This window comes from Mycobacterium sp. (assembly GCF_002863225.1).
Taxonomy (GTDB): Bacteria; Actinomycetota; Actinomycetes; order Mycobacteriales; family Mycobacteriaceae; genus Mycobacterium.
Genome location: NZ_PKEK01000052.1, coordinates 57,955 through 82,736 on the forward strand (window position 1 = coordinate 57,955; position 24,782 = coordinate 82,736).

23 protein-coding genes and 3 pseudogenes are annotated in these 24,782 nt (G+C 67.3%); 14 read left to right on the forward strand and 12 right to left on the reverse strand.

Annotated features, from left to right (window positions below; genetic code table 11):
- The first annotated feature begins 26 nt into the window (after positions 1 to 26).
- The 7 genes from CYU59_RS18450 (at position 27) to rraA (ending at position 4,537) form a co-directional block, all read left to right on the forward strand.
- On the forward strand, positions 27 to 560 hold the full coding sequence (locus CYU59_RS18450; RefSeq protein WP_293001289.1) for a peptidase: 534 nt from the start codon (positions 27 to 29) through the stop codon (positions 558 to 560).
- Between the two features lie 470 nt (positions 561 to 1,030).
- Positions 1,031 to 1,429 (forward strand): transcriptional regulator, encoded by a 399-nt coding sequence (locus CYU59_RS18455; RefSeq protein WP_293001291.1) that lies wholly within the window; start codon positions 1,031 to 1,033, stop codon positions 1,427 to 1,429.
- A 94-nt stretch (positions 1,430 to 1,523) separates the two neighbouring features.
- On the forward strand, positions 1,524 to 2,180 hold the full coding sequence (locus CYU59_RS18460; RefSeq protein WP_293001293.1) for a DUF6474 family protein: 657 nt from the start codon (positions 1,524 to 1,526) through the stop codon (positions 2,178 to 2,180).
- A gap of 36 nt (positions 2,181 to 2,216) precedes the next feature.
- Positions 2,217 to 2,906 (forward strand): DUF1775 domain-containing protein, encoded by a 690-nt coding sequence (locus tag CYU59_RS18465; protein ID WP_293001295.1) that lies wholly within the window; start codon positions 2,217 to 2,219, stop codon positions 2,904 to 2,906.
- A 32-nt stretch (positions 2,907 to 2,938) separates the two neighbouring features.
- On the forward strand, positions 2,939 to 3,418 hold the full coding sequence (locus CYU59_RS18470) for a copper resistance CopC family protein (protein WP_293001472.1): 480 nt from the start codon (positions 2,939 to 2,941) through the stop codon (positions 3,416 to 3,418).
- 101 nt (positions 3,419 to 3,519) lie between these two features.
- Positions 3,520 to 4,029 (forward strand): nucleoid-structuring protein H-NS, encoded by a 510-nt coding sequence (locus tag CYU59_RS18475; RefSeq protein ID WP_293001297.1) that lies wholly within the window; start codon positions 3,520 to 3,522, stop codon positions 4,027 to 4,029.
- Between the two features lie 19 nt (positions 4,030 to 4,048).
- A complete protein-coding gene (rraA, locus tag CYU59_RS18480; RefSeq protein WP_293001299.1) occupies positions 4,049 to 4,537 on the forward strand; it encodes a ribonuclease E activity regulator RraA in 489 nt (162 codons plus the stop codon).
- Here rraA and CYU59_RS18485 read toward each other — a convergent pair.
- Positions 4,534 to 6,003 carry an NAD(P)/FAD-dependent oxidoreductase gene (locus CYU59_RS18485; protein WP_293001301.1) on the reverse strand — a complete coding sequence of 490 codons (1,470 nt, stop codon included), beginning with the start codon at positions 6,001 to 6,003 and terminating at the stop codon, positions 4,534 to 4,536. The two genes, rraA and CYU59_RS18485, sit on opposite strands and share 4 nt — an antisense overlap.
- A gap of 76 nt (positions 6,004 to 6,079) precedes the next feature.
- Here CYU59_RS18485 and CYU59_RS18490 point away from each other — a divergent pair, with 76 nt between their 5' ends.
- Both CYU59_RS18490 and dinB read left to right on the forward strand, forming a co-directional pair.
- Positions 6,080 to 6,718, forward strand: a complete 639-nt coding sequence (locus CYU59_RS18490; protein WP_293001303.1) for a TetR/AcrR family transcriptional regulator — start codon at positions 6,080 to 6,082, stop codon at positions 6,716 to 6,718.
- A gap of 26 nt (positions 6,719 to 6,744) precedes the next feature.
- On the forward strand, positions 6,745 to 7,959 hold the full coding sequence (gene dinB, locus CYU59_RS18495) for a DNA polymerase IV (RefSeq protein ID WP_293001305.1): 1,215 nt from the start codon (positions 6,745 to 6,747) through the stop codon (positions 7,957 to 7,959).
- A 19-nt stretch (positions 7,960 to 7,978) separates the two neighbouring features.
- Here dinB and CYU59_RS18500 read toward each other — a convergent pair whose 3' ends face one another.
- The 3 genes from CYU59_RS18500 to CYU59_RS18510 all read right to left on the reverse strand — a co-directional run bounded on the left by CYU59_RS18500 (position 7,979) and on the right by CYU59_RS18510 (position 10,162).
- On the reverse strand, positions 7,979 to 8,512 hold the full coding sequence (locus CYU59_RS18500) for a hypothetical protein (RefSeq protein WP_293001307.1): 534 nt from the start codon (positions 8,510 to 8,512) through the stop codon (positions 7,979 to 7,981).
- Between the two features lie 38 nt (positions 8,513 to 8,550).
- Positions 8,551 to 9,558, reverse strand: coding sequence for a PHP domain-containing protein (locus tag CYU59_RS18505; RefSeq protein ID WP_293001309.1), 1,008 nt, complete (start codon positions 9,556 to 9,558; stop codon positions 8,551 to 8,553).
- Positions 9,559 to 9,682: 124 nt separating this feature from the next.
- The gene (locus CYU59_RS18510) at positions 9,683 to 10,162 is read right to left on the reverse strand and encodes a hypothetical protein (RefSeq protein WP_293001311.1); all 480 of its coding nucleotides are present in this window, start codon (positions 10,160 to 10,162) and stop codon (positions 9,683 to 9,685) included.
- Here CYU59_RS18510 and CYU59_RS18515 point away from each other — a divergent pair.
- Positions 10,161 to 11,012, forward strand: a complete 852-nt coding sequence (locus tag CYU59_RS18515) for an LLM class F420-dependent oxidoreductase (protein ID WP_293001313.1) — start codon at positions 10,161 to 10,163, stop codon at positions 11,010 to 11,012. The genes CYU59_RS18510 and CYU59_RS18515 overlap by 2 nt on opposite strands.
- On the opposite strand, the gene CYU59_RS18520 is transcribed toward CYU59_RS18515, so the two are convergent.
- The 3 genes from CYU59_RS18520 to gltB form a co-directional block, all read right to left on the reverse strand.
- Entirely contained in the window at positions 11,009 to 11,623 is a 615-nt protein-coding gene (locus CYU59_RS18520; RefSeq protein WP_293001315.1) for an RDD family protein, read from the reverse strand. The two genes, CYU59_RS18515 and CYU59_RS18520, sit on opposite strands and share 4 nt — an antisense overlap.
- Positions 11,624 to 12,183: 560 nt before the next feature.
- Positions 12,184 to 13,635 carry a glutamate synthase subunit beta gene (locus CYU59_RS18525; protein WP_293001317.1) on the reverse strand — a complete coding sequence of 484 codons (1,452 nt, stop codon included), beginning with the start codon at positions 13,633 to 13,635 and terminating at the stop codon, positions 12,184 to 12,186.
- Positions 13,628 to 18,211, reverse strand: a complete 4,584-nt coding sequence (gene gltB, locus CYU59_RS18530) for a glutamate synthase large subunit (protein ID WP_293001319.1) — start codon at positions 18,209 to 18,211, stop codon at positions 13,628 to 13,630. The genes CYU59_RS18525 and gltB overlap by 8 nt, the downstream gene beginning before the upstream one ends.
- A 666-nt stretch (positions 18,212 to 18,877) precedes the next feature.
- On the opposite strand from gltB, the gene CYU59_RS18535 reads away from it, so the two are divergent.
- Positions 18,878 to 19,018, forward strand: a complete 141-nt coding sequence (locus tag CYU59_RS18535; RefSeq protein ID WP_293001321.1) for a hypothetical protein — start codon at positions 18,878 to 18,880, stop codon at positions 19,016 to 19,018.
- The gene (locus tag CYU59_RS18540; protein ID WP_293001323.1) at positions 19,015 to 20,178 is read left to right on the forward strand and encodes a MinD/ParA family protein; all 1,164 of its coding nucleotides are present in this window, start codon (positions 19,015 to 19,017) and stop codon (positions 20,176 to 20,178) included. Before CYU59_RS18535 ends, CYU59_RS18540 begins: the two co-directional genes overlap by 4 nt.
- Here CYU59_RS18540 and sigI read toward each other — a convergent pair.
- Positions 20,175 to 21,038 carry an RNA polymerase sigma factor SigI gene (sigI, locus tag CYU59_RS18545; protein WP_293001325.1) on the reverse strand — a complete coding sequence of 288 codons (864 nt, stop codon included), beginning with the start codon at positions 21,036 to 21,038 and terminating at the stop codon, positions 20,175 to 20,177. The two genes, CYU59_RS18540 and sigI, sit on opposite strands and share 4 nt — an antisense overlap.
- A 107-nt stretch (positions 21,039 to 21,145) precedes the next feature.
- On the opposite strand from sigI, the gene CYU59_RS18550 reads away from it, so the two are divergent.
- Positions 21,146 to 21,982 (forward strand): NAD(P)H-binding protein, encoded by an 837-nt coding sequence (locus tag CYU59_RS18550; RefSeq protein WP_293001327.1) that lies wholly within the window; start codon positions 21,146 to 21,148, stop codon positions 21,980 to 21,982.
- Between the two features lie 15 nt (positions 21,983 to 21,997).
- Positions 21,998 to 22,450 (forward strand): nitroreductase family deazaflavin-dependent oxidoreductase, encoded by a 453-nt coding sequence (locus CYU59_RS18555; RefSeq protein WP_293001329.1) that lies wholly within the window; start codon positions 21,998 to 22,000, stop codon positions 22,448 to 22,450.
- Here CYU59_RS18555 and CYU59_RS18560 read toward each other — a convergent pair.
- The 4 genes and pseudogenes from CYU59_RS18560 to CYU59_RS29020 form a co-directional block, all read right to left on the reverse strand.
- Positions 22,441 to 22,989 (reverse strand): annotated as a pseudogene (locus tag CYU59_RS18560) (type VII secretion AAA-ATPase EccA); the annotation flags it as partial. The gene CYU59_RS18555 and the pseudogene CYU59_RS18560 overlap by 10 nt on opposite strands.
- A 6-nt stretch (positions 22,990 to 22,995) precedes the next feature.
- Positions 22,996 to 23,082 (reverse strand): annotated as a pseudogene (locus CYU59_RS18565) (DUF2710 domain-containing protein); the annotation flags it as partial.
- A gap of 65 nt (positions 23,083 to 23,147) precedes the next feature.
- The gene (locus CYU59_RS18570; protein WP_363114971.1) at positions 23,148 to 24,422 is read right to left on the reverse strand and encodes a DUF5631 domain-containing protein; all 1,275 of its coding nucleotides are present in this window, start codon (positions 24,420 to 24,422) and stop codon (positions 23,148 to 23,150) included.
- Positions 24,399 to 24,767 (reverse strand): annotated as a pseudogene (locus CYU59_RS29020) (hypothetical protein); the annotation flags it as partial. The gene CYU59_RS18570 and the pseudogene CYU59_RS29020, both read right to left, overlap by 24 nt.
- Positions 24,768 to 24,782: the final 15 nt, after the last annotated feature.

The window sequence follows — 24,782 nt, forward strand, 5'->3', positions numbered from 1 at the left end:
CCGAATCGACTGTGGCGGAGGGCGAAATGGAAACTGGTTCCGGCCGGGCCATCGAGGTGGCCCCCTTCCATTCTCGTGGCGCGCTCAAAGGCTTCGTGATCTCAGGCCGATGGCCCGACTCGACCAAAGAATGGGCGCAGTTGTTGATGGTCGCGGTCAGGGTGGCGTCGCTGCCCGGATTGCTGCACACCACAACGGTTTTCGGTGTTCGCGAGGAACTCCCTGACGCGCCCGCGCCCGGCACCGTCGGACTGGTTCTGGCCGAAGGACCGGTGGTCGGCGACCGCGCGATCCAGCCCGGATACTTCGCCGACCATCAGCCACCCGCGCTGCTGATGCTGCATCCGCCCTCGGAGACGACGCCGTCGCTGCCGGAGTGCAACGGCGCAGCGTCGGGCTGTGTGTTGTTGCCCGGTTTGCCGTACCTCGGATTAGAGCACCGGGCCGCATGGGTCGAGGCCGAAGCCGACGGCACGATCACATCGATGGTCAGCCGCGTCGGGGTCGACCCGATCAGCCACCCGGACACAGCTATCTTGGCGATGCTGCTCGCCGCATAGCTGCTCCCGCGACCGGAAGAGCATGGCGGCCGGTATGGCCGCGCCTTCTGATTGCCCACACGGATTGACCGGCTATTCGGACGGGCTGTCCAACGCGCGCCTGATGCCAGTTCTGGAACAGGCCCGGAAAACCGGCTCACGGTCGACGATAGGCCGCTCTACAGCAAAGCCGGTTTGCATTTCAGCCGGCTCCCGATCACGTTGCCGAGGGCATGCCGTCTCGGCGGCCAAGGGCGGTCATTAGTCCTCGAAGGGATGAAACTTCACACAAAACCCTTAGAATTTCATGTGTATCCGCTGCACAAAGCCTTGGCGTTGTGACGGCTGCGGCCTCGGTGTCAATCAATAGCGCGCGCGTCAATTCGCCCCCAGGTTTCGCACTTGGTTGCGGCGAGAACTCTGGCTACGATGGTCAGCAAATACTTTGACGCGGCTACGCGATCTACCAATCCCGGTGGAGGTCTTTTCGAATGAGCACGACGTTTTCCGCCCGCCTGAACCGCCTGTTCGACACGGTCTACCCGCCCGGACGCGGGCCGCACACCTCGGCCGAAGTCATCGCGGCGCTCAAGTCGGAAGGAGTGACGATGTCAGCTCCTTACCTGTCGCAGCTACGTTCCGGCAACCGGACCAACCCGTCGTCCACCACCATGGCCGCCCTGGCGAACTTCTTCCGGATCAAGCCCGCGTACTTCACCGACGACGAGTACTACGAGAAGCTCGAAAAGGAGCTGTCGTGGTTGCTGGTGATGCGCGACGAGGGAGTTCGACGTATCGCCTTACGCGCCAGCGAGCTGTCTCCGGAGTCCAGGGAGGACGTCGTCCACCACGTCGACGAGCTGCGCCGCAAGGAGCACCTGGACGCCTGACGGTGATCGGCCCGCCCCGCATGGTTAGGGTTGGCGCATCGATGCCGCACCGGCACCGCGACAACCGACGAGATTCCGGGGAGGCGACGCGCGAATGAGCCTGTTCGGTAAGCGAAAAACCCGCGCTACCCGCCGCGCCGAGGCGCGCGCGATCAAGGCCAAGGCGAAGCTCGAGGCCAAACTGTCAGCCAAGAACGAGGTGCGCCGGTTCAAGGCCGAGCACCGGGCCGAGACCAAGGCGCTCCGCGACAAGTTGAAAGCCCAACGCAGCAGCGACCAGACCGCGTTGAAGGTCGCCGAGGCCAACTTGAAGGCGGTGCGCGAGGGAGCGTTGCTCTCACCGACCCGGATCAAGCGTCTGCTGACGGTGGCGCGGCTTCTCGCACCGATCCTCGTACCGGTCGCCTACCGCGTCGCGATCGCGGCCCGGGGGCTGATCGATCAGCGCCGCGCCGACCAACTCGGCGTGCCGCTGGCACAGATCGGCCAGTTCTCCGGAAGCGGCGGCCGGTTGTCGGCCCGTATCGCCGGCGCCGAGCAATCGCTGCGGACCGTGCAGGACAACAAGCCCAAGGATCTCGAGACCAAGCAGTTCGTCGCCGCGATCTCCGAACGGCTTGCCGATCTTGCCGCAGCCGTCACCGCCGCGGAGAACATGCCGACCGCGCGGCGCCGTGGCGCGCACGCCGCGATCTCCGCACAGCTCGACGACATCGACGCCGACCTGTTGGCTCGCCTCGGATTGACCTGACGCCCCGGCCCATCCCAGACAGGAGCTGCTATCCCAATGACCGATCACCGCAAGATCATTCGACGCAGCCTGATTGGAACCGCCGCGGCGTCGGTGCTTTATTTCGGACCAGCCGCCGCGATCACGACAGCGTCGGCGCATGTGCAGGCCAGCAGCGACGACGCCGTCCGCGGGGGCTACGCGACGGTCAGCTTCCAGGTGCCCAACGAATCGACGACCGGCGCGGCCACCACCGTCCTGACCGTCGATCTGCCCGATGGCTCGGCAGTGCGCACCGAGACCAAGCCGGGTTGGGCCGCGAAGATCGACCGCGACGGGGACAAGATCCGTTCGGTCACCTGGACATCAGCACCCAACGGCGGCATTCCGGTCGACCAGTTCGACGTGTTCCGGATCGCGCTGAAGCTTCCCGACGCTGACTCGGTGAGCTTTCCGACGACGCAGACCTACGCCGACGGCGCGGTGGTGAAGTGGGATCAGCCGCCGGCAGCCGGCGGCGCCGAGCCCGAGCACCCCGCTCCGATTCTGCGGGTGGCCGTGGGCTCACCGCAGAAGCCCGCCCACCAACCGGCGGCGCCCACGTCGGCCGCGCCGACCGTCTCGGCCGCCCCGACGGCGCCGCAACCGCGCAAGGTCGTCGACAACACCAGCCGGATCCTGGCCGGCGCCGCGTTGCTGGTCGGTGCTCTGGGCGTCGGTCTGGCGCTGATCGTGCGACGACCGTGACCCACCGGGCCCGCCTGGTCGTGCTGGCCCTGATGCTGGCGGCGTTCGCCTTCGGCACCGCTTTGACCGCGGGTGCGGCCGGCGCGCACGCCGCCCGGGTGGCAGCCGAGCCGGCGGACAACTCCTCGATCAGCGCGGGTCCGATCCGGGTCCGGGCGACCTTCAACGAGGACCTGCAAACCACCTTCGCCGCGATGACGGTGGTCGGCCCGGACGGCAACCTCTGGACCGCCGGCGAGCCAAGCGTGCACGGCACGGTAGTCAGCATCGGCATGCGGCCGCTCGGCCCGGCGGGCACCTACACAGTCAACTACCGGGTGACCTCGGCGGACGGGCATGTGGTCGCCGGGTCGTGGTCATTTCGTCTGACCGCGGCCGGGTCGGGCACCCCCGGACCATCGGCCCAGGGTTCGCACAATTCGCCGGACGACCTACCGATCTGGCCGTTCGTCTTGGGCGCGGTGATCCTGGTCGGCGGCGGCGCACTGTGGTCCCTACGAAATAGACCCTGACCGGCTGAAATCGTCGACCGCCGAGCTGCGTTCGCAGCACTGGCATGATGGATTCGACCTTTCCGGCGTACGCAACGAGAAACGGCAAAGGAGCCTCCCGGATGGCAGACCCGCAGGATCGCCCGCACGAGACGCCCGACCCCGCGCCTGAACCTTCCCTGAACACGCCTCCGCCACCCCAGCCTCCGGCAGAGGCAGAGCCGCCGGCCCCGGCCGCGCCGGCCGCCGACAAGCCGGCGAAAAAGGCACCGGCCAAGAAGGCGACGGCGAAGAAGACCGCTCCGGAGAAGGCAGCGAAGAAGCAGGCCGCCAAGAAGGGGGTCGCGAAAAAGGCCCCCGCCAAGAAAGCCGCTGCCAAGAAGGCGCCGGCGAAAAAGGCCGCCGCCAAGAAGCTGGCACCGGGGGCTCCGGAATCCAACGGTCAGCTGGCTGCCGCCGCCAAAGATGTCGCGGCACAAGCGAAGTCAACTGTGGAGGCGGCTCGCAATCCGCTGCCCGCTCATCCCGCGAACGAATCCGCGGGACGCTCGCCGCTGCCGTTCGCGGTGGCCATTGCGATCAGCGTGCTGGCCGTCCTGCTGGTGCGGCATCTGCGCCAACAGGACGAGTGACGATGGCTAGCATGGCCCGGTGACTTCGATATTCCGGCCGACGGCCGACCTCGTCGACGACATCGGGCCCGAGGTCCGCAGCTGCGACGTCCAGTTCCGCCAGTTCGGTGCGAACACCGAATTCGCCGGGCCGATCAGCACCGTGCGCTGCCACCAGGACAACGCGCTGCTCAAGTCGGTGCTGTCGGAGCCGGGCGACGGTGGCGTCCTGGTGATCGACGGGGGCGGCTCGCTGCACACCGCGCTGATCGGCGACCTGATCGCCGACCTGGCCCGCAGCAATGGGTGGGCCGGCGTGATCGTGAACGGCGCCGTGCGTGACGCCGCCACCCTGCGTGGCATCGAGCTCGGCATCAAGGCGCTGGGCACCAATCCGCGCAAGAGCACCAAGACCGGCGCCGGCACCCGCGACGTCACCGTGGACCTCGGCGGGGTGGAGTTCGTTCCCGGCGACATCGCCTACAGCGACGACGACGGCATCGTGGTCGTCGCTGCCGACCCCGACTAGACCGCCAGGGCCGCCGGCTTCTTGGCGAAGCTCAGCGCCTCGTCGTCGACCTTCCCGCGGCGGATCAACTGCAGGTCCATGAAGTAGTTCTGCTTGAGCCGCCACGGTGACACGTGTCCGGCCTTGGGCAGGTAGTCCAGCGCGCGCAGCACGTAGCCGGGGGTGAAGTCCATCAGTGGGCGCTCGTCGACCGAATTGCCCGGGTGCTGCGGAACCACGGTGTCGTAGTGCTTCTCGTCCATGTAATTGATCACTCGGCAGACGAACTCCGACACCAGGTCGGCCTTCAACGTCCAGGATGCGTTGGTGTAGCCGATGGTGAATGCCATGTTCGGCAGGCCGGTCAGCATCATGCCCTTGAACGCCATCGTGTCGTTGAGGTCGACGGCCTCCCCGTTCCGCCGGATCTCGGCGCCACCGAACAGCTGCAGGTTCAAACCCGTTGCGGTGATGATGATGTCGGCCTCGATCTCCTTGCCGGAGCCGAGCTTGATTCCGGTCTTGGTGAACCGTTCGATGGTGTCGGTGACGACGTCGGCCTGCCCCTTGCGGATGGTCTTGAACAGATCGCCGTTGGGCGCCAGACACAGGCGCTGGTCCCACGGGTTGTAGCTCGGGCCGAAGTGCTTCTCCACGTCATAGCCCTCCGGCAGCCGGTGCTTGGCCATGGTCAGCAACGTCTTGCGCATCTGCTTCGGGAACTTGCGGGAGAACTGGTACTGGAATGTGCTGAACGCGATCCACTTCCACCGGTTCGCGGCGTGGGCGAGTTTGGTCGGCAGCCACTTGTTGGCCTGCTCGGCGAACGGGTCGCTCAGCGGCAGCGAGCCGATGTAACTCGGCGACCGCTGCAGCATCGTCACATGGCCGGCACCGGTCTTCACCAGCGACGGGATCAGTGTGATCGAGGTGGCGCCGGAGCCGATGACAACGATCTTCTTGCCGGCGTAGTCCAGGTCCTCGGGCCAGTGCTGCGGGTGGATCGTGGTGCCCTCGAAGTCGTCGTAACCCTCGAACGTGGGCAGGTAACCCTTGTCGTAGTTGTAGTAACCGCTGCACGCGAACAGGAACGAGCAGGTGAGTTCTTCCGGCTGCCCGTCGTTCGCGACGGTCAGGTGCCAACGGTTGTCCACGTCGGACCATTCAGCGGCCTGGACCTGGTGGCGGTAGCGGATGTTCTTGTCGATGCCGTTCTCGGTGGCGGCCTCTCTGATGTAGGCCTTGATCGACGCGCCGTCGGCGATCGACGTCGACGACTCCCACGGCTTGAACCGGAATCCCAGCGTGAACATGTCGGAGTCGGAACGAATCCCGGGGTACTTGAACAGGTCCCAGGTGCCGCCGAGGTCGTCGCGGCGCTCGAGAATCGCATAGCTCTTGGACGGGCAGCGGTCCTGCAGGTGCCAGGCCGCGCTGATGCCGGAGATGCCGGCGCCGACGATCACAACATCGAGATGTTCAGTCATGCCGACACGCTATCAACGCCGTGTCGAATCAGTCAACACCCTGTTGATTAACTCGACACCGTGTAAAGTAACGCGGGTGGCGCCCGTCAGATCCAAACCCACCCAACGAGGCCGGCGCTCTGCGCGCCCGTCGGGCGACGACCGCGAGCTGGCGATCCTCACCACCGCCGAGAGGCTGCTCGAACGCCGGCAGCTGGCCGACATCTCCGTCGACGACCTGGCCAAGGGTGCCGGCATCTCCCGGCCCACGTTCTACTTCTACTACCCGTCGAAAGACGCGGTGCTGCTGACGCTGTTCGAGCGGGTCATCATCGAGGCGGACTCCGCCCTGGAGAGCATGGTGGCCAATCCCCCGGCCGACCTGAAAGCGTTGTGGCGCATCGGCATCAACGTGTTCGTCGAGACTTTCGGCTCGCATCGCGCGGTGTCGTTGGCCGCCGACTCCGCGCGCACCAACGCCGACGTTCGCAAGCTGTGGTCGCGGTTCATGGAGAAGTGGGTCGGCCACATCGCGGTGGTGATCGAGACCGAACGGGCCCGCGGCGCGGCGCCGGTGACGCTGCCGGCGGCCGAGCTGTCGGCGGCGCTGAACCTGCTCAACGAGAAACTGATGCTGACCTCCTTCGCCGACGACAGCCCCTCGGTGCCCAAGGAACGGCTGCTCGAGACCCTGGTGCACATCTGGATGTCCAGCATCTACGGCGAACAGGCCTAGCGCTCGTCGGCAGTCGATGCGAACATATGTTCGTGCGGGTTCCCGGCGGTGAAGCCACCATTCTGCACGCGGACCTCGACTCGTTCTACGCATCCGTCGAGCAGCGTGACGATCCGGGCCTGCGCGGACGGCCGGTGATCGTCGGCGGCGGGGTGGTGCTGGCCGCCAGCTACGAGGCCAAGGCGTACGGCGTGCGCACCGCGATGGGCGGCGCCCAGGCCCGGCGACTGTGCCCGCAGGCGGTCGTGGTCGCGCCCCGGATGTCGGCGTACAGCCAAGCCAGCGACGCGGTGTTCGAGGTCTTTCGCGACACCTCCCCGCTGGTCGAGGCCATCTCGGTCGACGAGGCGTTCCTGGACGTCGGAGGCTTGCAGCGGGTCTCGGGTACGCCGGTGCAGATCGCATCCCGGCTGCGCGACGAGGTCCGCGATCGGGTCGGGCTGCCGATCACGGTCGGTATCGCGCGGACGAAGTTCCTGGCCAAGGTCGCCAGCCAGGAGGCGAAGCCCGACGGCCTGCTGCTGGTCCCGCCCGGGCGCGAGCTGGCCTTCCTGCACCCGCTGCCGGTGCGCCGGTTGTGGGGTGTCGGCGCGGTCACCGCGGACAAGCTGCGGGCGCACGGCATCGAGCGGGTCGCCGACGTGGCTGAGCTCAGCGAGTCCATGCTGGCCTCGATGGTGGGCCCGGCGATGGGACGACAACTGTTCGCGCTGTCACGCAACATCGACCGTCGGCGGGTGACGACGGGGGTCCGGCGCCGGTCGGTCGGGGCGCAGCGGGCGCTGGGCCGCGCCGGTAACGGCATGTCGGCGGCGGAGGTGGACGCCGTGGTGATCGGCTTGATCGATCGGATCGCCGGCCGGATGCGGGCATCGGGCCGGACCGGCCGGACCGTGACATTGCGGTTGCGGTTCAACGACTTTGGCCGGGTCACCCGCTCGCGCACCCTGCCGCAGGCGACCTGCTCCACCGAAGCCCTGCTGGGTGCCGCCCGACAGTTGGTCGCGGCCGCCGCGCCGCTGATCGCCGAACGTGGGCTCACGCTGGTCGGTTTCGCGGTGTCGGAAATCGATCGCGACGGCGCCGAGCAGCTGGTGCTGCCCTTCACCACCGGCGCCGACCCCGGAATCGTCGACGCGGCGATCGACGACGTGCGCCGACGCTACGGCAAAGCCGCGTTGACCCGCGGCGTGCTGGTCGGCCGCGACGCCGGTGTGGAGGTCCCGCATCTGCCGGACTGATGTGCTGGCCCGCTCGGCCTCAAAACGCGCGGCTGCCATCGGGTTTGAGGACGAAGCCGTGATCGCCCAGCACGCACACGGTCATCGCGTCGGCCGCCGCGCAGGTGGCCGAGCCGGAGAAGGTGAGTTTGCTTCCCGCGGGCAGCAGTTTGTACGAGTCCGGGTCGACAGTCCGTATCGACGGGACATCCGGTGGTGGGCCGTGGAACTGCTCCATGGCCGCAAGATCGACGTTCCTGAAGTCAGCCGGTGCAGTCTCCATGCCTGCTGTGACGCCGACGGCGTTGTACGACGTTCCAGGTAGGTCGCCCCAGCATGACGCCGTCTTGACGTTGGGGTTCGCCTTCCACGTGTAAGTGATCCGGCACCGATAACCGCCCGGGGTGCCGAAATTGACGCCGTAGGTAGTCGGATAGTTGTAGTACTTCCCGAGGTCTTCCGGTTCGACTGGGGTGTACCCGCTCAGGTCCGGCAGCGGATCGGGATCAGCGGCCGCCGGCGGGACGGCGACAGCGGTGAGCGCCATCGCCAGAACCACCAGTCGATGCGCCATGGCCCAACCCTAGAGCGGTCGCCGCCTCGACCTTGGCGCTAATTCTGGCGGGTGCGGGCCAGCAGTTTGTCCACCGGCCAGGTGTTGACGATGCGGTCCACCGGCACCCCCGCCTCGAGCGCGCGCTGGGCGCCGTAGCCGAGGAAGTCGAGTTGGCCCGGCGCATGCGCGTCGGTGTCGATGCTGAAATCGCAGCCGATCTCCAGCGCCAGGTTCAGCAGCCGGGTCGGCGGATCGCGACGCTCGGGCCGGGAGTTGATCTCGACGGCGGTGCCGTGCTCGAGGCAGGCGGTGAACACCGCTTCGGCGTCGAACGTCGACTCCTTGCGGACGCCGCGGTTTCCCGCGACCAGCCGGCCGGTGCAGTGCCCCAGCACATCGGCATGGGGGTTGCTGACGGCGGCGACCATCCGGCGCGTCATCGCCGGGGCGTCCATCGACAGCTTCGAATGCACGCTGGCCACCACGATGTCGAGGCGTTCCAACAGCTCCGGCTCCTGGTCCAGGCTGCCGTCGTCGAGGATGTCGACCTCGATCCCGGTCAGGATCCGCATGGGCGCGAACTGATCCCGCAAACCGTCGATGACGTCGAGCTGCTTGCGCAGCCGCTCGGGAGAGAGCCCGTTGGCGATGGTCAACCGCGGCGAATGGTCAGTCAGCGCGCAGTACTCGTGCCCCAACGCCTTCGCCGTGGCCATCATCTCGTCGATGTTCGCCGAGCCGTCCGACCAGTTCGAGTGCAGGTGCAGGTCGCCGCGCAGCGCGGCACGTATCTCCCCGCCGCCGAGATCCTCGGCGGCGGAGCGCAATTCGACCAACGCGTCCGGCTCGCGACCGGACCAGGCCTGGGCGATCACTTTGGCGGTCTTGGGACCGATCCCGGGCAGCGACTGCCAGCTGTTGGCCTGGCCGTGCCGCTCCCGCTCCGACTCATCCAAGCCCTCGACGATGTCGGCGGCGTTGCGGTACGCCATCACCCGCCTGGTGTCTTCCCGGGCGCGGTCCTTGAAGTAGGCGATCTGTCGCAGAGCGGCTACGGGATCCATTTTTCCAGTGTGCCCCGTGCCGACGACGGGCAGAGCGCAGCGATGGGGAGGAGCGGCACAGTCAGCCCCCGCCGACGACGGTCAGAGCGCAGCGATGGGGAAGAGCGGCGCCATCAGCTGACGGTCAGAACTGGCCGGCGATGAATCCGGCCAGCAGCACCCCGAAGCCGCCCACCTCGCCGATGACCAGCGCCACCATTCCGAGCCGCATCGCCCGGTCGGGGTTGGCGAACTGGTTGTCGGTGTCCTGCTTCCAGCCATGGAAGATGTAGGTCCAGATCGCGACGACGAAGAAGAACACCAGGACCATCGCCGCGGTCAGGTTGACCCAGGTGGGCCACACGCTGAGGTGGACGAACTCTGCAACCAGCAGCGCGGCGAAGGAGTACAGCAGCGCAGCGCGGTGCGCGATGTCGACGTAGGGGTGGGCACGGTGATCCTCGGAGATCAGCACCTGCCGGTACTTCCAGACTCCGAGGATCAGGGCGAGCAGGAAGATCAGCCCGGCCGACAGCAAGGTGAGCTTGACGTCGATCGGCAATGCGACCACGTCGGCGTACCGCCGCGGGCACTCCCGGCCGAGCTGGACTACCGTCGGGCTCATGCGATTCGCGTTCAAAACATCACCCCAAAACACCACCTGGGACCGGATGCTGGCCGTTTGGAAGGCCGCCGACGACATCGACGTCTTCGAGTCCGGCTGGACCTTCGACCACTTCTACCCGATCTTCAGCGACAGTACCGGGCCGTGTCTGGAGGGCTGGACGACGCTCACCGCACTGGCCCAGGCAACCACCCGACTGCGGCTCGGCACCCTGGTCACCGGCATCCACTACCGCCATCCGGCGGTGCTCGCCAATATGGTTGCCTCCCTTGACATCATCTCCAACGGTCGGCTGGAACTGGGTATCGGTGCCGGGTGGAACGAAGAGGAGTCCGGCGCCTACGGCATCGAACTGGGCAGCATCAGAGAACGCTTCGACCGGTTCGAAGAGGCCTGCGAGGTGCTGACCAGTCTGCTCAGCAACGAGACCACCGACTTCGACGGGACGTTCTTCCAACTCAAGGACGCCCGCAACGAACCCAAAGGCCCGCAGCGCCCGCACCCGCCGATCTGCATCGGCGGCAGCGGCGAGAAGCGCACGCTGCGAATCACCGCGCGGTACGCCCAGCACTGGAACTTCGTCGGCGGCACCCCGCAGGAGTTCGCCCACAAGCGTGAAGTGCTGGCGTCGCACTGCGCCGACATCGGTCGCGACCCGAAAGAGATCATGACGTCGGCGCACCTGCGATTGGAGGACGACCTCGACTACGCGAAGGTCATCGACGACGCCGCGGGGCTGGCAGCCGAAGGCCTCGACCTGGGCATCGTGTACATCCCGACGCCACACGATCCGGCCGTGCTGGACCCACTGGCCGAGGCGATCCGCGACTCCGGGCTGATCAGCTCTTAGGTGATCGGCAGGCAGACCGACTTCACGAGCTTGTCCGCGATCGTCTGGCGCTTGGCATCCCACAGCGGGAACAGAAAGCCCACGTAGCAGATGACCGCGTCAATGGCGTGGGCGAACTGGCGCACGATCGACATACCGAACCCGAGCGGCTGGCCCGTCTCTTCGCTGACGACCTTGAACTTCAGCACTGACTTACCGATGCTCGAACCTGTGGTGCCCTGCTTGTAGCCCAGATTCCAGAACACGAACACGAGCGCGACCAGCGCGGAAATGACGACCGCGGCGACGCCCAGGGTGGAGTTTCCGGTCGCGCACACGGTTCCGATCTGAAGCTCCGAGGTATCGGTGATGCACGCGGTTTCCTGCGTTGCCGCCTCGATGCCGAAGCCGATTCCCAAAATGACGGCGTAGGGCACGTAGTCGACGAGGAACGCCAGCACCCGGGTGAGCCACGGTGTGTAGGCCTCGGCGGGCAGGGCGCCGGGCTGGCCGCCCGGGGCCGACGGGTAGCCGGCCGGCGGCGGGTAGCTGCTCTGCGGCGGCGGATAGTTGCCCGGGGGCGGCGGGTAGCCGCTCGGCGGCGGCGGGTAGTTGCCGGGTGGAACGGTCATAGGGCGCCCTTTCTGCGGGGTCGCGGCAGTGCGGCTGGCCGGCCTACTGCTGCGCGAAATTGCTGGCGCACGCTAACAACGCCCCGTTGGAAATCACTTGGACCTGCCCGCGCCTCACCGACCTCAGCGTTGGAGAGGGGTTGGCGCCACCGTCCCGCGGCGGCGCCCAGTCGGGCGGCCGGCCCACGCGTACCGGGTCTCTGCGTCAGGTCGGAAGTCACAAAGTGATGACGTCCAGCAAACGCCCGTTGTTATCTACGGGACATTTGGAAAAGCTCAGAAGCCGAACCGCAGTAATTCGTCTGCCGTCACGAGACGCTCGTGCTTGGCGGGGAATTCACGGCTCCGAACCGGGTATCGAAAGAATGACCAGGCGATTCGGCCGACCCGGGAGCGGGTCATTGGGTTCATATACACGCTGCATACTCCTGCGGTCGATTAGCTCAACCAGGCTCCACACCCCGCGGCGCCCATGCCGAACTAGTAGACACCCATTTGCTGGCAAATAGTGTAAGACGCGCCGAAGAATTTATCAAATGTTTCGGATGTGACGAATGTGACTACCGTTGCGGTGCCGCCGTCGGGGCAATCGGGGCCGGAAGGGCGGTCTCACCCATCAGGAACCGGTCCACACCCGCCGCGGCTGCCCTGCCCTCGGCGATCGCCCAGACGATCAGCGACTGCCCGCGGCCGGAGTCGCCGGCTACGAAGATCCCGGGCACCGATGACTCGAAGTTGCTGCCGCGGGCGATGTTGCCCCGCTCGGTGAGGTCGACACCCAGCTCGGTCAGCAGACCCTTCTGCTCCGGGCCGACAAAGCCCATCGCGAGCAACACCAGGTCGGCCTCGAGTTCGAAATCGCTGCCTTCGGTCTTGACGAACTTGCCGTCCTGTTGGGTGACTTCGTGCACCTTCAGCGCGGTGACATGGCCGTCGCGACCGACGAACTCCTCGGTGTTGACCGAGAAGACCCGTTCGCCCCCCTCTTCGTGGGCCGACGAGACCCGGAACATCATCGCGTAGGTCGGCCATGGCGTCGATGCCGCGCGGGTCTCGGGCGGGCGCGGCATGATCTCGAACTGGTGGATGCTCGCCGCACGTTGCCGGTGGGCGGTGCCCAGGCAGTCAGCACCGGTGTCACCGCCACCGATGATGACGACCTTCTTGCCCTCTGCGGTGATCGGCGGAGTGTCCAACTCGCCGACCGCGTACTTGTTGCCCCACGGCAGATACTCCATTGCCTGGTAGATGCCGTCGAGCTCGCGGCCGGGGATCGGCAGGTCGCGCCAGGCGGTCGCCCCGCCGGACAGCACCACCGCGTCGAAGTCGGACTTCAACTCCTCGGCACTGATGTCGACGCCGACGTCGACGCCGGCGCGGAACTCGGTTCCCTCGGCCCGCATCTGGTCGAGCCGGCGGTCCAGGTGCCGCTTTTCCATCTTGAACTCGGGAATGCCGTAACGCAGCAGGCCACCGATCTTGTCGGCGCGTTCGAACACCGTCACCGAATGACCGGCGCGGGTCAGCTGCTGGGCCGCGGCCAGGCCGGCCGGCCCGGAACCCACCACGGCGACCTTCTTGCCGGTGAGCTTGTCGGGCGGCAACGGAACCACCCAGCCCTGCTCGAAGGCGTTGTCGATGATCTCGACTTCGATCTGCTTGATCGTCACCGCGTCCTGGTTGATGCCCAGCACGCACGACGACTCACACGGCGCCGGGCACAGCCGGCCGGTGAACTCCGGGAAGTTGTTGGTCGCGTGCAGCCGCTCGATGGCGTCCCGCCACCGGTCGGTGCGGACCAGATCGTTCCATTCCGGGATCAGGTTCCCCAGCGGACAACCGTTGTGGCAGAAGGGAATTCCGCAGTCCATGCAACGGCTTGCCTGGATCTGCAGGGCGGGGTGCGGGAAGTCTTCGTAGACCTCGTTCCAGTCCTTGAGGCGCAGGTCCACCGCCCGGCGCTTGGGCGTCTCGCGGTGGGTGTACTTGAGGAAACCCTTGGGATCAGGCACTGGCGGCCGCCATGATCGCTTCTTCGGGATCGGTGCCGTTGCGCTCAGCCTCGGCGATCGCCTCGAGTACCCGTTTGTAGTCGCGCGGCATCACCTTGGCGAAGCGCTGCTGTTCGGCATCCCAGCCGGCCAGAATACGTTGGCCCACAGCGGAATCGGTCGCCTCGACGTGGGCCTGCAGCATCCCGTGCAGCCACTCGAGGTCCTCGGAATCGAGGCTCTCGAGTGCGACCATCTCGGAGTTGAGGTTGGCTTCCAAAACGTCCTCGGGGTCGTAGACGTAGGCGATACCGCCGGACATGCCGGCCGCGAAGTTACGGCCGGTACTGCCCAGTATCGCCACCTTGCCGCCGGTCATGTATTCGCAGCCGTGATCGCCGACGCCTTCGACCACTGCGTGCGCACCGGAGTTGCGCACGGCGAACCGCTCGCCCACCGCACCGCGCAGGAACGCCTGGCCGCTGGTGGCGCCGAACAGGATGACGTTGCCGCCGATGATGTTGTCCTCGGCGACGTAGTCCGCCGGCGCGTTCTCCGGCGGACGGACCACGACGCGGCCTCCGGACAGCCCCTTACCGACGTAGTCGTTGGCGTCGCCGAAGACCCGCAGCGTGATGCCGCTCGGCAGAAACGCGCCGAAGCTGTTGCCGGCCGACCCGGTGAAGGTGATGTCGATCGTGCCGTCCGGCAAGCCTTGGCCGCCATAGGCTTTCGTCACCTCGTGGCCGAGCATGGTGCCGACCGTGCGGTTGACGTTGGCGATGGTGGTGGCGAAGCTCACCGGCTTCTGCGAGTCCAGCGCCTCGCGGCTCATCACGATCAGCTGCTGGTCGAGCGCCTTGTCCAGGCCGTGGTCCTGCTTGGAGCTGTTGTAGAGATCCTGGTTCATGAAGGCCGACTCCGGCTCGTGCAGCACCGGCGAGAGGTCGAGCTTGTGCGCCTTCCAGTGCGCGCGGGCCAGCGTGGTGTCCAGCGAGCCGACCTGGCCCACCGCCTCGTTGACGGTGCGGAAACCGAGCTGCGCCAGGTACTCGCGGACCTCTTCGGCGATGAACAGGAAGAAGTTCTCCACGAACTCGGGCTTGCCGTTGAACCGCTCGCGCAGCACCGGGTTCTGAGTGGCCACCCCGACCGGGCAGGTGTCCAAGTGGCACACCCGCATCATCACGCAGCCCGACACCACCAAAGGTGCTGTGGCGAAGCCGAATTCCTCGGCGCCCAGCAGCGCGGCGACCATCACGTCGCGGCCCGTCTTGAGCTGGCCGTCCACCTGGACGACGATCCGGTCACGTAATCCGTTGAGCAGCAACGTCTGCTGGGTCTCGGCCAAGCCGAGCTCCCAGGGCGCCCCGGCGTGCTTCATCGACGTCAGCGGGGTCGCGCCGGTGCCACCGTCGTGGCCGGAGATCAGCACCACGTCCGCGTGCGCCTTGGACACCCCGGCGGCGACGGTGCCGACGCCGTTCTCCGAGACCAGCTTCACGTGGATGCGGGCCTGCGGGTTGGCGTTCTTGAGGTCGTGGATCAGCTGCGCCAGGTCCTCGATCGAATAGATGTCGTGGTGCGGTGGCGGCGAGATCAGGCCCACGCCCGGGGTGGAGTGCCGCACCTCGGCGATCCACGGGTAGACCTTGCCGGCCGGAAGCTGGCCGCCCTCACCGGGCTTGGCGCCCTGGGCCATCTTGATCTGGATGTCGGAGCAGTTGCTCAGGTAGTGCGAGGTGACACCGAAGCGTGCCGAGGCGACCTGCTTGATCGCACTGCGGCGCCAGTCGCCGTTGGTCTCGCGGTCGAAGCGGGTGACGCTCTCGCCGCCCTCACCGGAGTTCGACCTGCCCCCGAGCCGGTTCATCGCGATGGCCAGCGTCTCGTGCGCCTCGGCGGAGATCGAGCCGTAGCTCATCGCGCCCGTCGAGAAGCGCTTGACGATCTCGCTGGCCGGTTCGACCTCGTCGAGCGGGACCGGCGGTCGCAGCCCTTCGCGGAATTGCAGCAGCCCACGAAGCGATGCCATCCGTTCGCTCTGGTTGTCGACCAGTTGGCTGTATTCCTTGAAGATCTTGTACTGCCCGGTGCGGGTGGCGTGCTGGAGCTTGAACACGGTGTCCGGGTTGAACAGATGGTACTCGCCCTCGCGGCGCCACTGGTAGTCCCCGCCGACCTCGAGTTCGCGGTGGGCCCGCTCGTCCGGACGGCTCAGGAAGGCCAGCGAGTGCCGGGTCGCGACGTCGGCGGCGATGTCGGCCAGGTTGATTCCGCCGGTCGGGCAGGTCAGCCCGGTGAAGTATTCGCCGAGCACGTCCTCGTCGACACCGACGGCCTGGAACAGCTGGGCGCCGGTGTAGGACGCCAGCGTCGAGATGCCCATCTTGGACATCACTTTCAGCACGCCCTTGCCGGACGCCTTGATGTAGTTGTTCAGCACGGCCTCGCGGTCGAGGTCGCCGAAGTCGCCGCGGTCGAGCATGACCTCGATGGATTCGAAGGCCATGTAGGGGTTGATCGCGGCCGCGCCGAACCCGATCAGCGCCGCCATGTGGTGCACCTCGCGGGCATCGCCGGTCTCGACGACCAGGCCGACCTTGGTGCGGCTGCGTTCCCGGACCAGGTGGTGGTGCACAGCCGAGACGGCCAGCAGCGACGGGATCGGCGCCAGCTTCTCGTCGGACTCCCGGTCGGAGAGAATGATGATCCGCGCCCCGTCGGCGATTGCCGCCGACGTCTGCTGCCGCACGTCGTCGAGCGCGGCCTTGAGCCCGGCGCCATTCTCAGCGACCGGGTACAGACAGCGAATCACCTTGGAGCGCAATCCGTGCCGGCGACCGTTGACCTCGACGTCGGGGTCGAGGTTGATCAGCTTGGCCAGCTCGTGGTTCCGCAGCACCGGCTGCGGCAGGATGATCTGGCGGCACGAGTCTTCGTTCGGGTTGAGCAGGTCGCCCTCCGGCCCGACCGTGCCCTGGATGCTGGTCACCACCTCTTCGCGGATGGCGTCCAGCGGCGGGTTGGTTACCTGCGCGAACAGCTGCTGGAAGTAGTCGTAGAGCATCCGGGGACGCTGCGAGAGCACCGCGACGGGCGTGTCGGTGCCCATCGAGCCGATCGGCTCGGCGCCGGCCCGTGCCATCGGCGCGACCAGCAGGTTGAGCTCCTCGTAGGTGTAGCCGAAGACCAACTGCCGCAACACAACCCGGTGCTCGAGCATCCGTTCGTAGTTGCCCTGCGGCAACTCGGCGAGCGGGATCAGGCCCTTGTCGAGCCACTCCTGATAGGGCTGCTCGGCGGCCAGCTCGGCCTTGATCTCCTCGTCGGAGACGATGCGGCCCTCGGTCATGTTGACCAGGAACATCCGGCCCGGCTGCAGCCGCATCCGGCGCACCACCTTGGCCGGGTCGAGGTCGAGCACGCCGGCCTCCGACGCCATCACGACCAGGCCGTCCTCGGTCACCCAGATGCGGGACGGGCGCAGGCCGTTGCGGTCCAGCACCGCGCCGACGACGGTGCCGTCGGTGAACGTCATCGACGCGGGTCCGTCCCACGGCTCCATCAACGATGCGTGGTACTCGTAAAACGCTCGACGGGCGGGGTCCATCGAGGGGTGCCGCTCCCAGGCCTCCGGGATCATCATCAGCACGGCGTGCGGCAGGCTGCGCCCACCCAGGTGCAGCAGCTCCAGCGCCTCGTCGAAGCGCGCGGTGTCCGAGGCGCCCGGGGTGCAGATCGGGAACAACTTGTCGACGTCGTCGCGTGAACCGAACACGTCGGTGTCGATCAGCGCCTCGCGGGCCCGCATCCAGTTCTCGTTGCCGGTGACGGTGTTGATCTCACCGTTGTGCGCGATGCGCCGGAACGGGTGCGCCAGCGGCCACGACGGGAAGGTGTTGGTGGAGAACCGCGAGTGCACGATACCCAGTGCGCTGGTCAGCCGCTGGTCTTGCAGGTCGAGGTAGAACGCCTTGAGCTGCGGCGTGGTCAACATGCCCTTGTAGACGAAGGTCTGACCGGAAAGGCTTGGGAAGTAGACGGTTTCGCGTCCGGGCCCATCCTGGCCCGGACCCTTGGTGCCCAGCTCGTGCTCGGCCCGCTTGCGGATGACGTAGGCGCGGCGCTCGAGCGCCATCCCCTCGGCACCGGCGATGAAGATCTGACGGAAGGTGGGCATCGCGTCGCGGGCCAGTGCGCCCAGCGAGGAGTCGTCGGTGGGCACGTTGCGCCACCCCAGCACCTGCAGACCCTCGGCTTCGACGATCTTTTCCACCGACGCGCACGCCGCGCTGGCGTCCTTGGCCGATTGCGGCAGGAACGCGATGCCGGTGGCGTAGCTGCCCGCCTCGGGCAGGTCGAAGTCGACGACCTGCCGGAAGAAGTCGTCCGGCACCTGGATCAGGATGCCGGCGCCGTCACCACTGTGCGGTTCGGCGCCCTGGGCGCCGCGGTGCTCCAGGTTGACCAGCGCCGTGATGGCCTTGTCGACGATGTCGCGGGTGCGACGACCGTGCATGTCGACGACCATGGCCACCCCGCACGAGTCATGCTCGAATGCGGGGTTGTAGAGCCCGACGCGGTTGGGCGCCATTCCCACCTGCTCCTTCACCGATTTCCGCCGCAGCATTGACGACGCTTTCCGTTGGGGGCCGCGCCCTGATGGCTGCGGGCTGAACCCCCGTGGCTCGTCGATGTGCTGCTCGCCGGATAACGACGATTCCGGTTGGGGAGTATCCGTACGGCGCTGAACGGTGGCCCGATTACCGGTTTTCGACAAGTCGTAAAACGATATGACAAAACCCGCCTGACATGCCAACTTGGACCATCTTAACCCGTGGATCCCCGGTGCCGCTCCGTTGTGACGGCCTGCACACCGTTGCGGTACCCGGCCGTGCTGCGCCACAAGGCATTTGGGCGTCGGGCAGCCGCCGTGACTCGGCCGCCGAGTTCCGCCCCCTACGGAATAGCTGGCAGGGTTGTTTGCTGTGCCGGCAGGCGCCCGACCACCGGAATCGGCCGTCGGGCCACGGATGGGTGGCCATCCGGTGTGGCAGCGCACCCATAAGGCGTGGCAGCAGGGATTTAGGGGCCGTCACAGCGCACCTGTGACGAGCCGCGGCGCTCCCGTCGGGTTCTGCGGCAACGTCGTCGACAAAGTTGCCGAAGTTTTTTGTCGCCTGGGTCGGCCGGGCTGGGGTGACCTGCGCAATCGCCGATCGCGGCGCTGCGCCGAAGCGGACCGACCTACGATGAATCCATGAGCTTGGCCGAACACGACGTCCGCAGGCTCATCGACACCTACACGCGGGCAGGGACCACCCGGGATCCCGACCTGATCCTGACGGTGTTCACGCCCAGCCTGCGCGAGTACTGGATCCCCGAGCGGGTGGGCTCATGACCGAATCGGACGACTTCCTGCGGGACCGGCAGCGATTCGCCCCGCCGAGTCAGCCGCCCGGCCCGCCGCCGCGTCCCGCGGCGCCTCAGCCTCAGCCGCAGACGCAGCCACAGTCCCAACCTCAGCCGCAGACGCAGTCGCAGCAGCGGCCCGTACCCCCGTGGGCGTCGACCCCACCCGCACCAGGCTCGGCGCAACCGGGCCCGGCAGCGCCCACGTCGTGGGGCGACATCGACTTCACCCCCCGTGAGCGGACCACTGCGCCCGGCCCGGCCTACGGATGGCGCCGGGCCGTGTTCAAAGCGACCTTCGGGCTGGTGAACCTGGGACCGTCGGCCACCGAGCGGCAGGACGCCGCCTACGAGGCCGCCATCGGGTCGGCGCTGCGGGGCAACTTCAAGGTCGGGGTGCTGGGCAAAGGCGGGGTCGGCAAGACCACCGTCGCGGCCAGCGTCGGCTCCATCTTCGCCGAGTTGCGCCGCCAAGACCGCGTGGTCGCCATCGACGCCGACACCGCCTTCGGCCGGCTCGGCAGCCGGATCGACCCGCGCACCAACGGCTCGTACTGGGAGATCGCGTCCGACCAGAACCTCCGCTCGTTCGCCGACGTGAGCAGCCGGGTCGGAAGCAACTCGGCGGGTCTCTACGTGCTGGCGGGCGAGCCGACCGCCGGGCCACGGCGCGTGCTCGACCCCGCGCTGTACAGGGAGGCCACCTCACGACTCGACCGTCATTTCACGATCGCGATCATCGACTGCGGGTCCACGATGGATGCTCCGGTGACCCAAGAGGCCCTGAACGACCTCGACGCGCTGATCGTGGTGTCGTCGCCGTGGGCGGACGGTGCCGGCGCCGCGGCGCAGACCATGGAGTGGCTGGCGGCACACGGCCGGACCAGTCTGCTGCGTCGAACCGTGGTGGTGCTCAACGACTCCGACGGTCATTCGGACAAGCGGCACCGATCGGCGTTGGCGCACCAGTTCCTCGAGCGCGGTCAGAAGGTGGTCGAGGTGCCCTTCGATCCGCATCTACGTCCCGGCGGCGTCATCGACGTCCGCAGCGAACTGGCCCGTAAGACGCGGCGCACCTTCCTGGAGATCTCCGCGGCGGTCGCCGGGTTCTTCGCCGCTCGGCAGGAGCCCCCGCGGGAATCCCGCTAGACGCGGGCTGACGGGTCGGCGGTGGCCTCGATCTTGGTCACCACATTCGCGCGAATGGTCAGCACGACGACGGCGAACAGCCGTCGTTCGGCGAATGCCAGCAGCACCGGTTGGCCGGCCGGACCACTCACCACAGTCGCGCCCGGCCCGAGGTAGCGCAGCAGATTCTCCGCGACGTCGTGCGGCCCGTGATTGATCTGCGGAGGCGGCGCGGGGTCAGCGAGAATCGTGCCGACGCCCCAGACCGTCGGGTCCAACACCTCGACCAGGCCCTGCAGATCGCCGCTGGCGCATGCGGTGATGAACTTCTCGGTGACCTGCTGATGCTCAGCCGTCGACACCTCACCCGGCTTCGGCTGCGCCGCAGTGACTTTCGCCCTGGCACGACGGGCCAGCTGGCGGCAGGTGCCCGCTGGGCGGCCCACAGTCTCGGCAATCGAGTCGAACGGCACCCCAAACACGTCGTGCAGCACGAACGAGACCCTCTCACCGGGGCTCAGCCGACGCAGCACCTCCAGCAATGCGGCTCGCACCTCGTCGTCCAGCGTCACCCGTTCGGCCGGCCCCGGCCGGTCGGTCGAGTTGAGCGCGATCGCGTCCGAACCGATGTCGTCGGGCCGCTCATAGCGGGCTCGGGCGGACCGGACCTGATCAAGGCACAGCCGCCCCGCGACGACGGTCAGCCAGGCACGGACATCGTCGATGTCGTCGACCTCGGCCCGCGACAGTCGTAGAAACGCCTCCTGCGCAACGTCTTCGGCGTCTCCGACGTCACCCAGCATCTGGTAGGCGAGGTTCACCAGGTACGGCCGATGGCGTCGCCACGCCTCGGCGATCTGATCCTCGACGGGCTTGCTCATGAGTTCACGACGATCTGGATGGGCGGAAAGTTACACGCTAGCGCCGTAACTTTCCCATCCCCGGGACCGTCCTTGATGAAAAGCGCGTCGTCAATAAGGAGGCAACCATGACCATTGTCGTGACCGGGGCAACCGGCAACATCGGACGCCCGCTGGTGACTCTGCTCGCGGCGGCGGGTGAGCGGGTGCGGGCCGTCACGCGACAGGCTCAAGCTGCCGGCTTTCCCGACGGCGTGCAGTTGGTGCACAGCGCCGTCGACGCGCTTCCCGGCGCGTCGGCGGTCTTTGTCAATTCCCGCGCGCTCGGCGATGATCTCGCCGACGTGGTGTCGGTGGCCCGACGCAGCGGGGTCGGCAAACTGGTCGCGCTTTCGGCCATCAACGCCGACGACGACCTCGCGCGGCAGCCTTCGCGCGTTCGCGGTGACCGCAACAAGGAGGTCGAGCAACTCTGCGTCGACTCTGGCCTGGCGTGGATCAGTCTGCGGCCGTCGGTGTTCGCGACCAACTTCGCCGGCATGTGGTCGGCGCAGATCCGGGCCGGCGACATCGTCGGCGGGCCGTATGCCGAGGCATCCAGTGCACCCATCGCGGCGGCCGACATCGCCGCGGTGGCAGCTCACGCATTACTCACTAATGACGTTGTGGAACAGCGTATTCCGCTTACCGGACCGCAGTCGCTCACCAATGCCGATCTGGTCGACGTGATCGGCACCGTGCTGGGTCGGCGGCTGCGTTATGTCGAGGCGCCACCGCACATCGTCCGGCAGCGATTCGTGGCGATCGGTCTGGGCGCCGATTTCGCCGACGCGTACATCGCCATGCTTGCCGACGCCGTCGACAAGCCGGCGCTGGTCACGCACGAGGTGGAGAAAATCACCGGCCGAGCTGCCACGCCGTTTGCGCAGTGGGTGGCCGACCACCGCCAGCTCTTCACCAACTAGCCAGGGAGACAACTCATGTCCAATCCCCGTCCGCCGCGATACCTCAAGCCGATGAACAAGCTGATGATCGCGGCGCAGAAGCTCGGCATCCCCACCGGGCCCGCCATGGTGTTGACGGTGCCCGGCCGCAAGTCCGGCAAACCGCGCCGTACGCCGATGACACCGTTTGGCTGCAACGGCGCCCTCTACGTCGTCGCCGGATACCCGGGCGCGGACTGGGCGGCCAACGCCCGTGCCGCCGGCGCCGGAACCCTCAGCCGGGGCCGCCGGTCGTGGCCGGTCAGGATCGTGGAACTGACTCCCGCACAGGCTCGCCCGATACTCCGGGTCTTCCCGGCCGAGGTGCCGGTCGGTGTGTCGTTCGCCAAAAGCGCCGGCACGGTGGTCGACGGCACACCTGAGGAGTTCGAGGCGCTGGCCGGCCGGGTCGCGGTATTTCGATTCGATCCGTTCAGTGATCAAAGCTGAACGGGCACATGCTTTTCCGCGCATGCATCGGTGACCGCCGCCACGATGTCCTGGGTGCGCAACGTCTCGAGGTCCTCGACCGTCACCGAGCCTCTGTCGGTGCGGTGCTGGGCGGCCACCCGGGAATCACGTAGCCGTTCGGCCCGCTCGACGACGTTGCGGGCGAAACGTCCGTTCTGCATGACGTCAACCCCGTGCGTGCCGTCCGGCGCCAGGTAGGCCCGTAATGTCTTGCAGGCCATGTTCAATGCCTCGCGGGCAGCCGGCTCGATGACCGTCGCGCGGGGCTGTCCGTAGCGGACCGCGATCTCGACCAGCTCGTCGGGGGCATACGACGCGAACCGCAGCTTGCGGTTGAACCGGCCCGCCAAACCCGGGTTGACGGTGAGGAATTCGTCGACTTCCTTCTCATACCCCGCGCCGATGAAGCAGAAGTCGAAGCGGTGCACCTCGAGGGCGACCAGCAGCTGGTTGACGGCCTCCATGCCGATCATGTCCGGACGTCCGTCGTGGTGGCGCTCCACCAGGCTGTAGAACTCCCACTTGTCGGCGGCATCGTTCAACTCACGCAGAACCGACTCGACGAGTTCCTTGTCGCTCAGCTGCGCGCGACTGCTCGGTCCCGGCATCATGGCAGTATCTCGACCCCTCCGACCAGCGTCAATTCATTGTCTGCCGACGTGCGCACGGCGGCCTTTCACGGCCCGGCCTTCCATCCGCTGGCCGGTGGCGAGCTGAGCAGTTGAAACCAGGCGAAGTGGTAGTTCGCGCTGACCCGATCCTTGGTGGCGATCGCTTCGGTGGCCGCCAGCAGCAGGCAGTTCAGCAGCAATCCCGGGTCGGCGTCGGGGTACTGCGCCAGGATTTGGTACCGCGACGTGTCGAGGTAGACCCGCAGGATGTCGATCTCGGCGTCCACGATGCCGGTGCCGGCCGCACCCGCCCTGGCCAGCGTGTTGACCATCCGCGGCAGGCCGTCGCGCCAGTGCGTCGCCTCGCCGAGCACCCAGCCCAGGTCGTCGACCTCCGGTAGCTGGCGGGGGCGCGACGAGGTGTCGGTGACCTCGTAGTCGGTCGCCCATCCCAGCGGATCGCCCGGCGCGTAGGTGGCGGACAGCGTGGTCTGGCCGAGCAGCTTTGTCGCGGTGCCGCTGCGGCGGTCGGGTGCCAGCAGCTGCACATCGGAGGGCAGCTTGAGACCGGGAGGTATCCAGCCGTGCGCCAGGTCGGTCACCAGCAGCGTGCTGCCGTCTTCGCGGGCGCCGACCGCCCACCGCAGGCCGGGTTCCTGACGGGCCACGAACTTGAGCAGCCGTTCGAGCCGTTCACGCTCCGACTCGGACGGACCGGCCGGCTCGGCCACCGGGATATGGCGCGTGACCTCAGTGTCGTCGTTCGCCGGCGGGGTGACGGGCGGCGCCGGCTCTGGGGGTTCGACCGGGGGCTGCGCCAGCGGTCCTAGCTCCTGCAGCAGGGACGACAGCTCCTCGAGCACTTCGGTGTCGTCGGTGTCGTCGGTGTCGATGGCGTGCTTCGGCCCCGGCCGCGCCGGCTCCGGTGCTACTACCTCAGGCTCGGGTACCGGTTGTAGCTCGGCCTCGGGCTCGGGTTGCTGCTCGGGCTCGGGTTCCGGCAGCGGCTGCGACTCAGGCTCGGGTTCCGCTTGCTGCGCAGGCTCGGGTGCCGCTCGCTGCTCGGGCTCGAGTTGCGGCTGTTCAGGCTCGGGTTCCGGTGCCGGCGGCACGAAATCGGCGGAGTCCGGTCCCCACCACCTCGTGAGCTCGTCGGGATCCGGCTGCTCGACCGGCGCCGCGGGCTGCTCCGGCCGTGCCGGTGTGGACGTATCCACCACGGGGATCTCGACGGTCGGCTCTGGATCTGTGCGCGGCGGCGCGATTTTGAATCGCGTTGTTTTCTCGGTCTCGTCGACGCCATTGACCGGCCGATGTTCGACCGGCAATTTCGATTTCATGTTGTGAAGGTGGCGAACTGTCGACTCGACACGTCGCGCCGCATAGGCACGGGCCTCGTTGATGACGCGGGCTTCTTCTGCTTGTCGCGTCGAATCGACCAACCCCGCGCACCGAAGGTTCTTGAGTTCCTCGTTTGCTGAATTGACGATCCGCTGCAGGTCGGCCTTCAAATATTTCACCAGGGGAGCGGTTTCGGCGGTGACCATGGACAACTCCGCAGGCCAGAGGCCTCCTGTGACCCACGGGGAGCAGTCGACGGGCGACTTGAACGCCGGGACCTTCAGCGATTCCTGGGCAGCTCTCCGGAGGCGCTGACGCGCCGTATTCCGTCCGAAGATCGCCACCGGCCAAGCGTACCG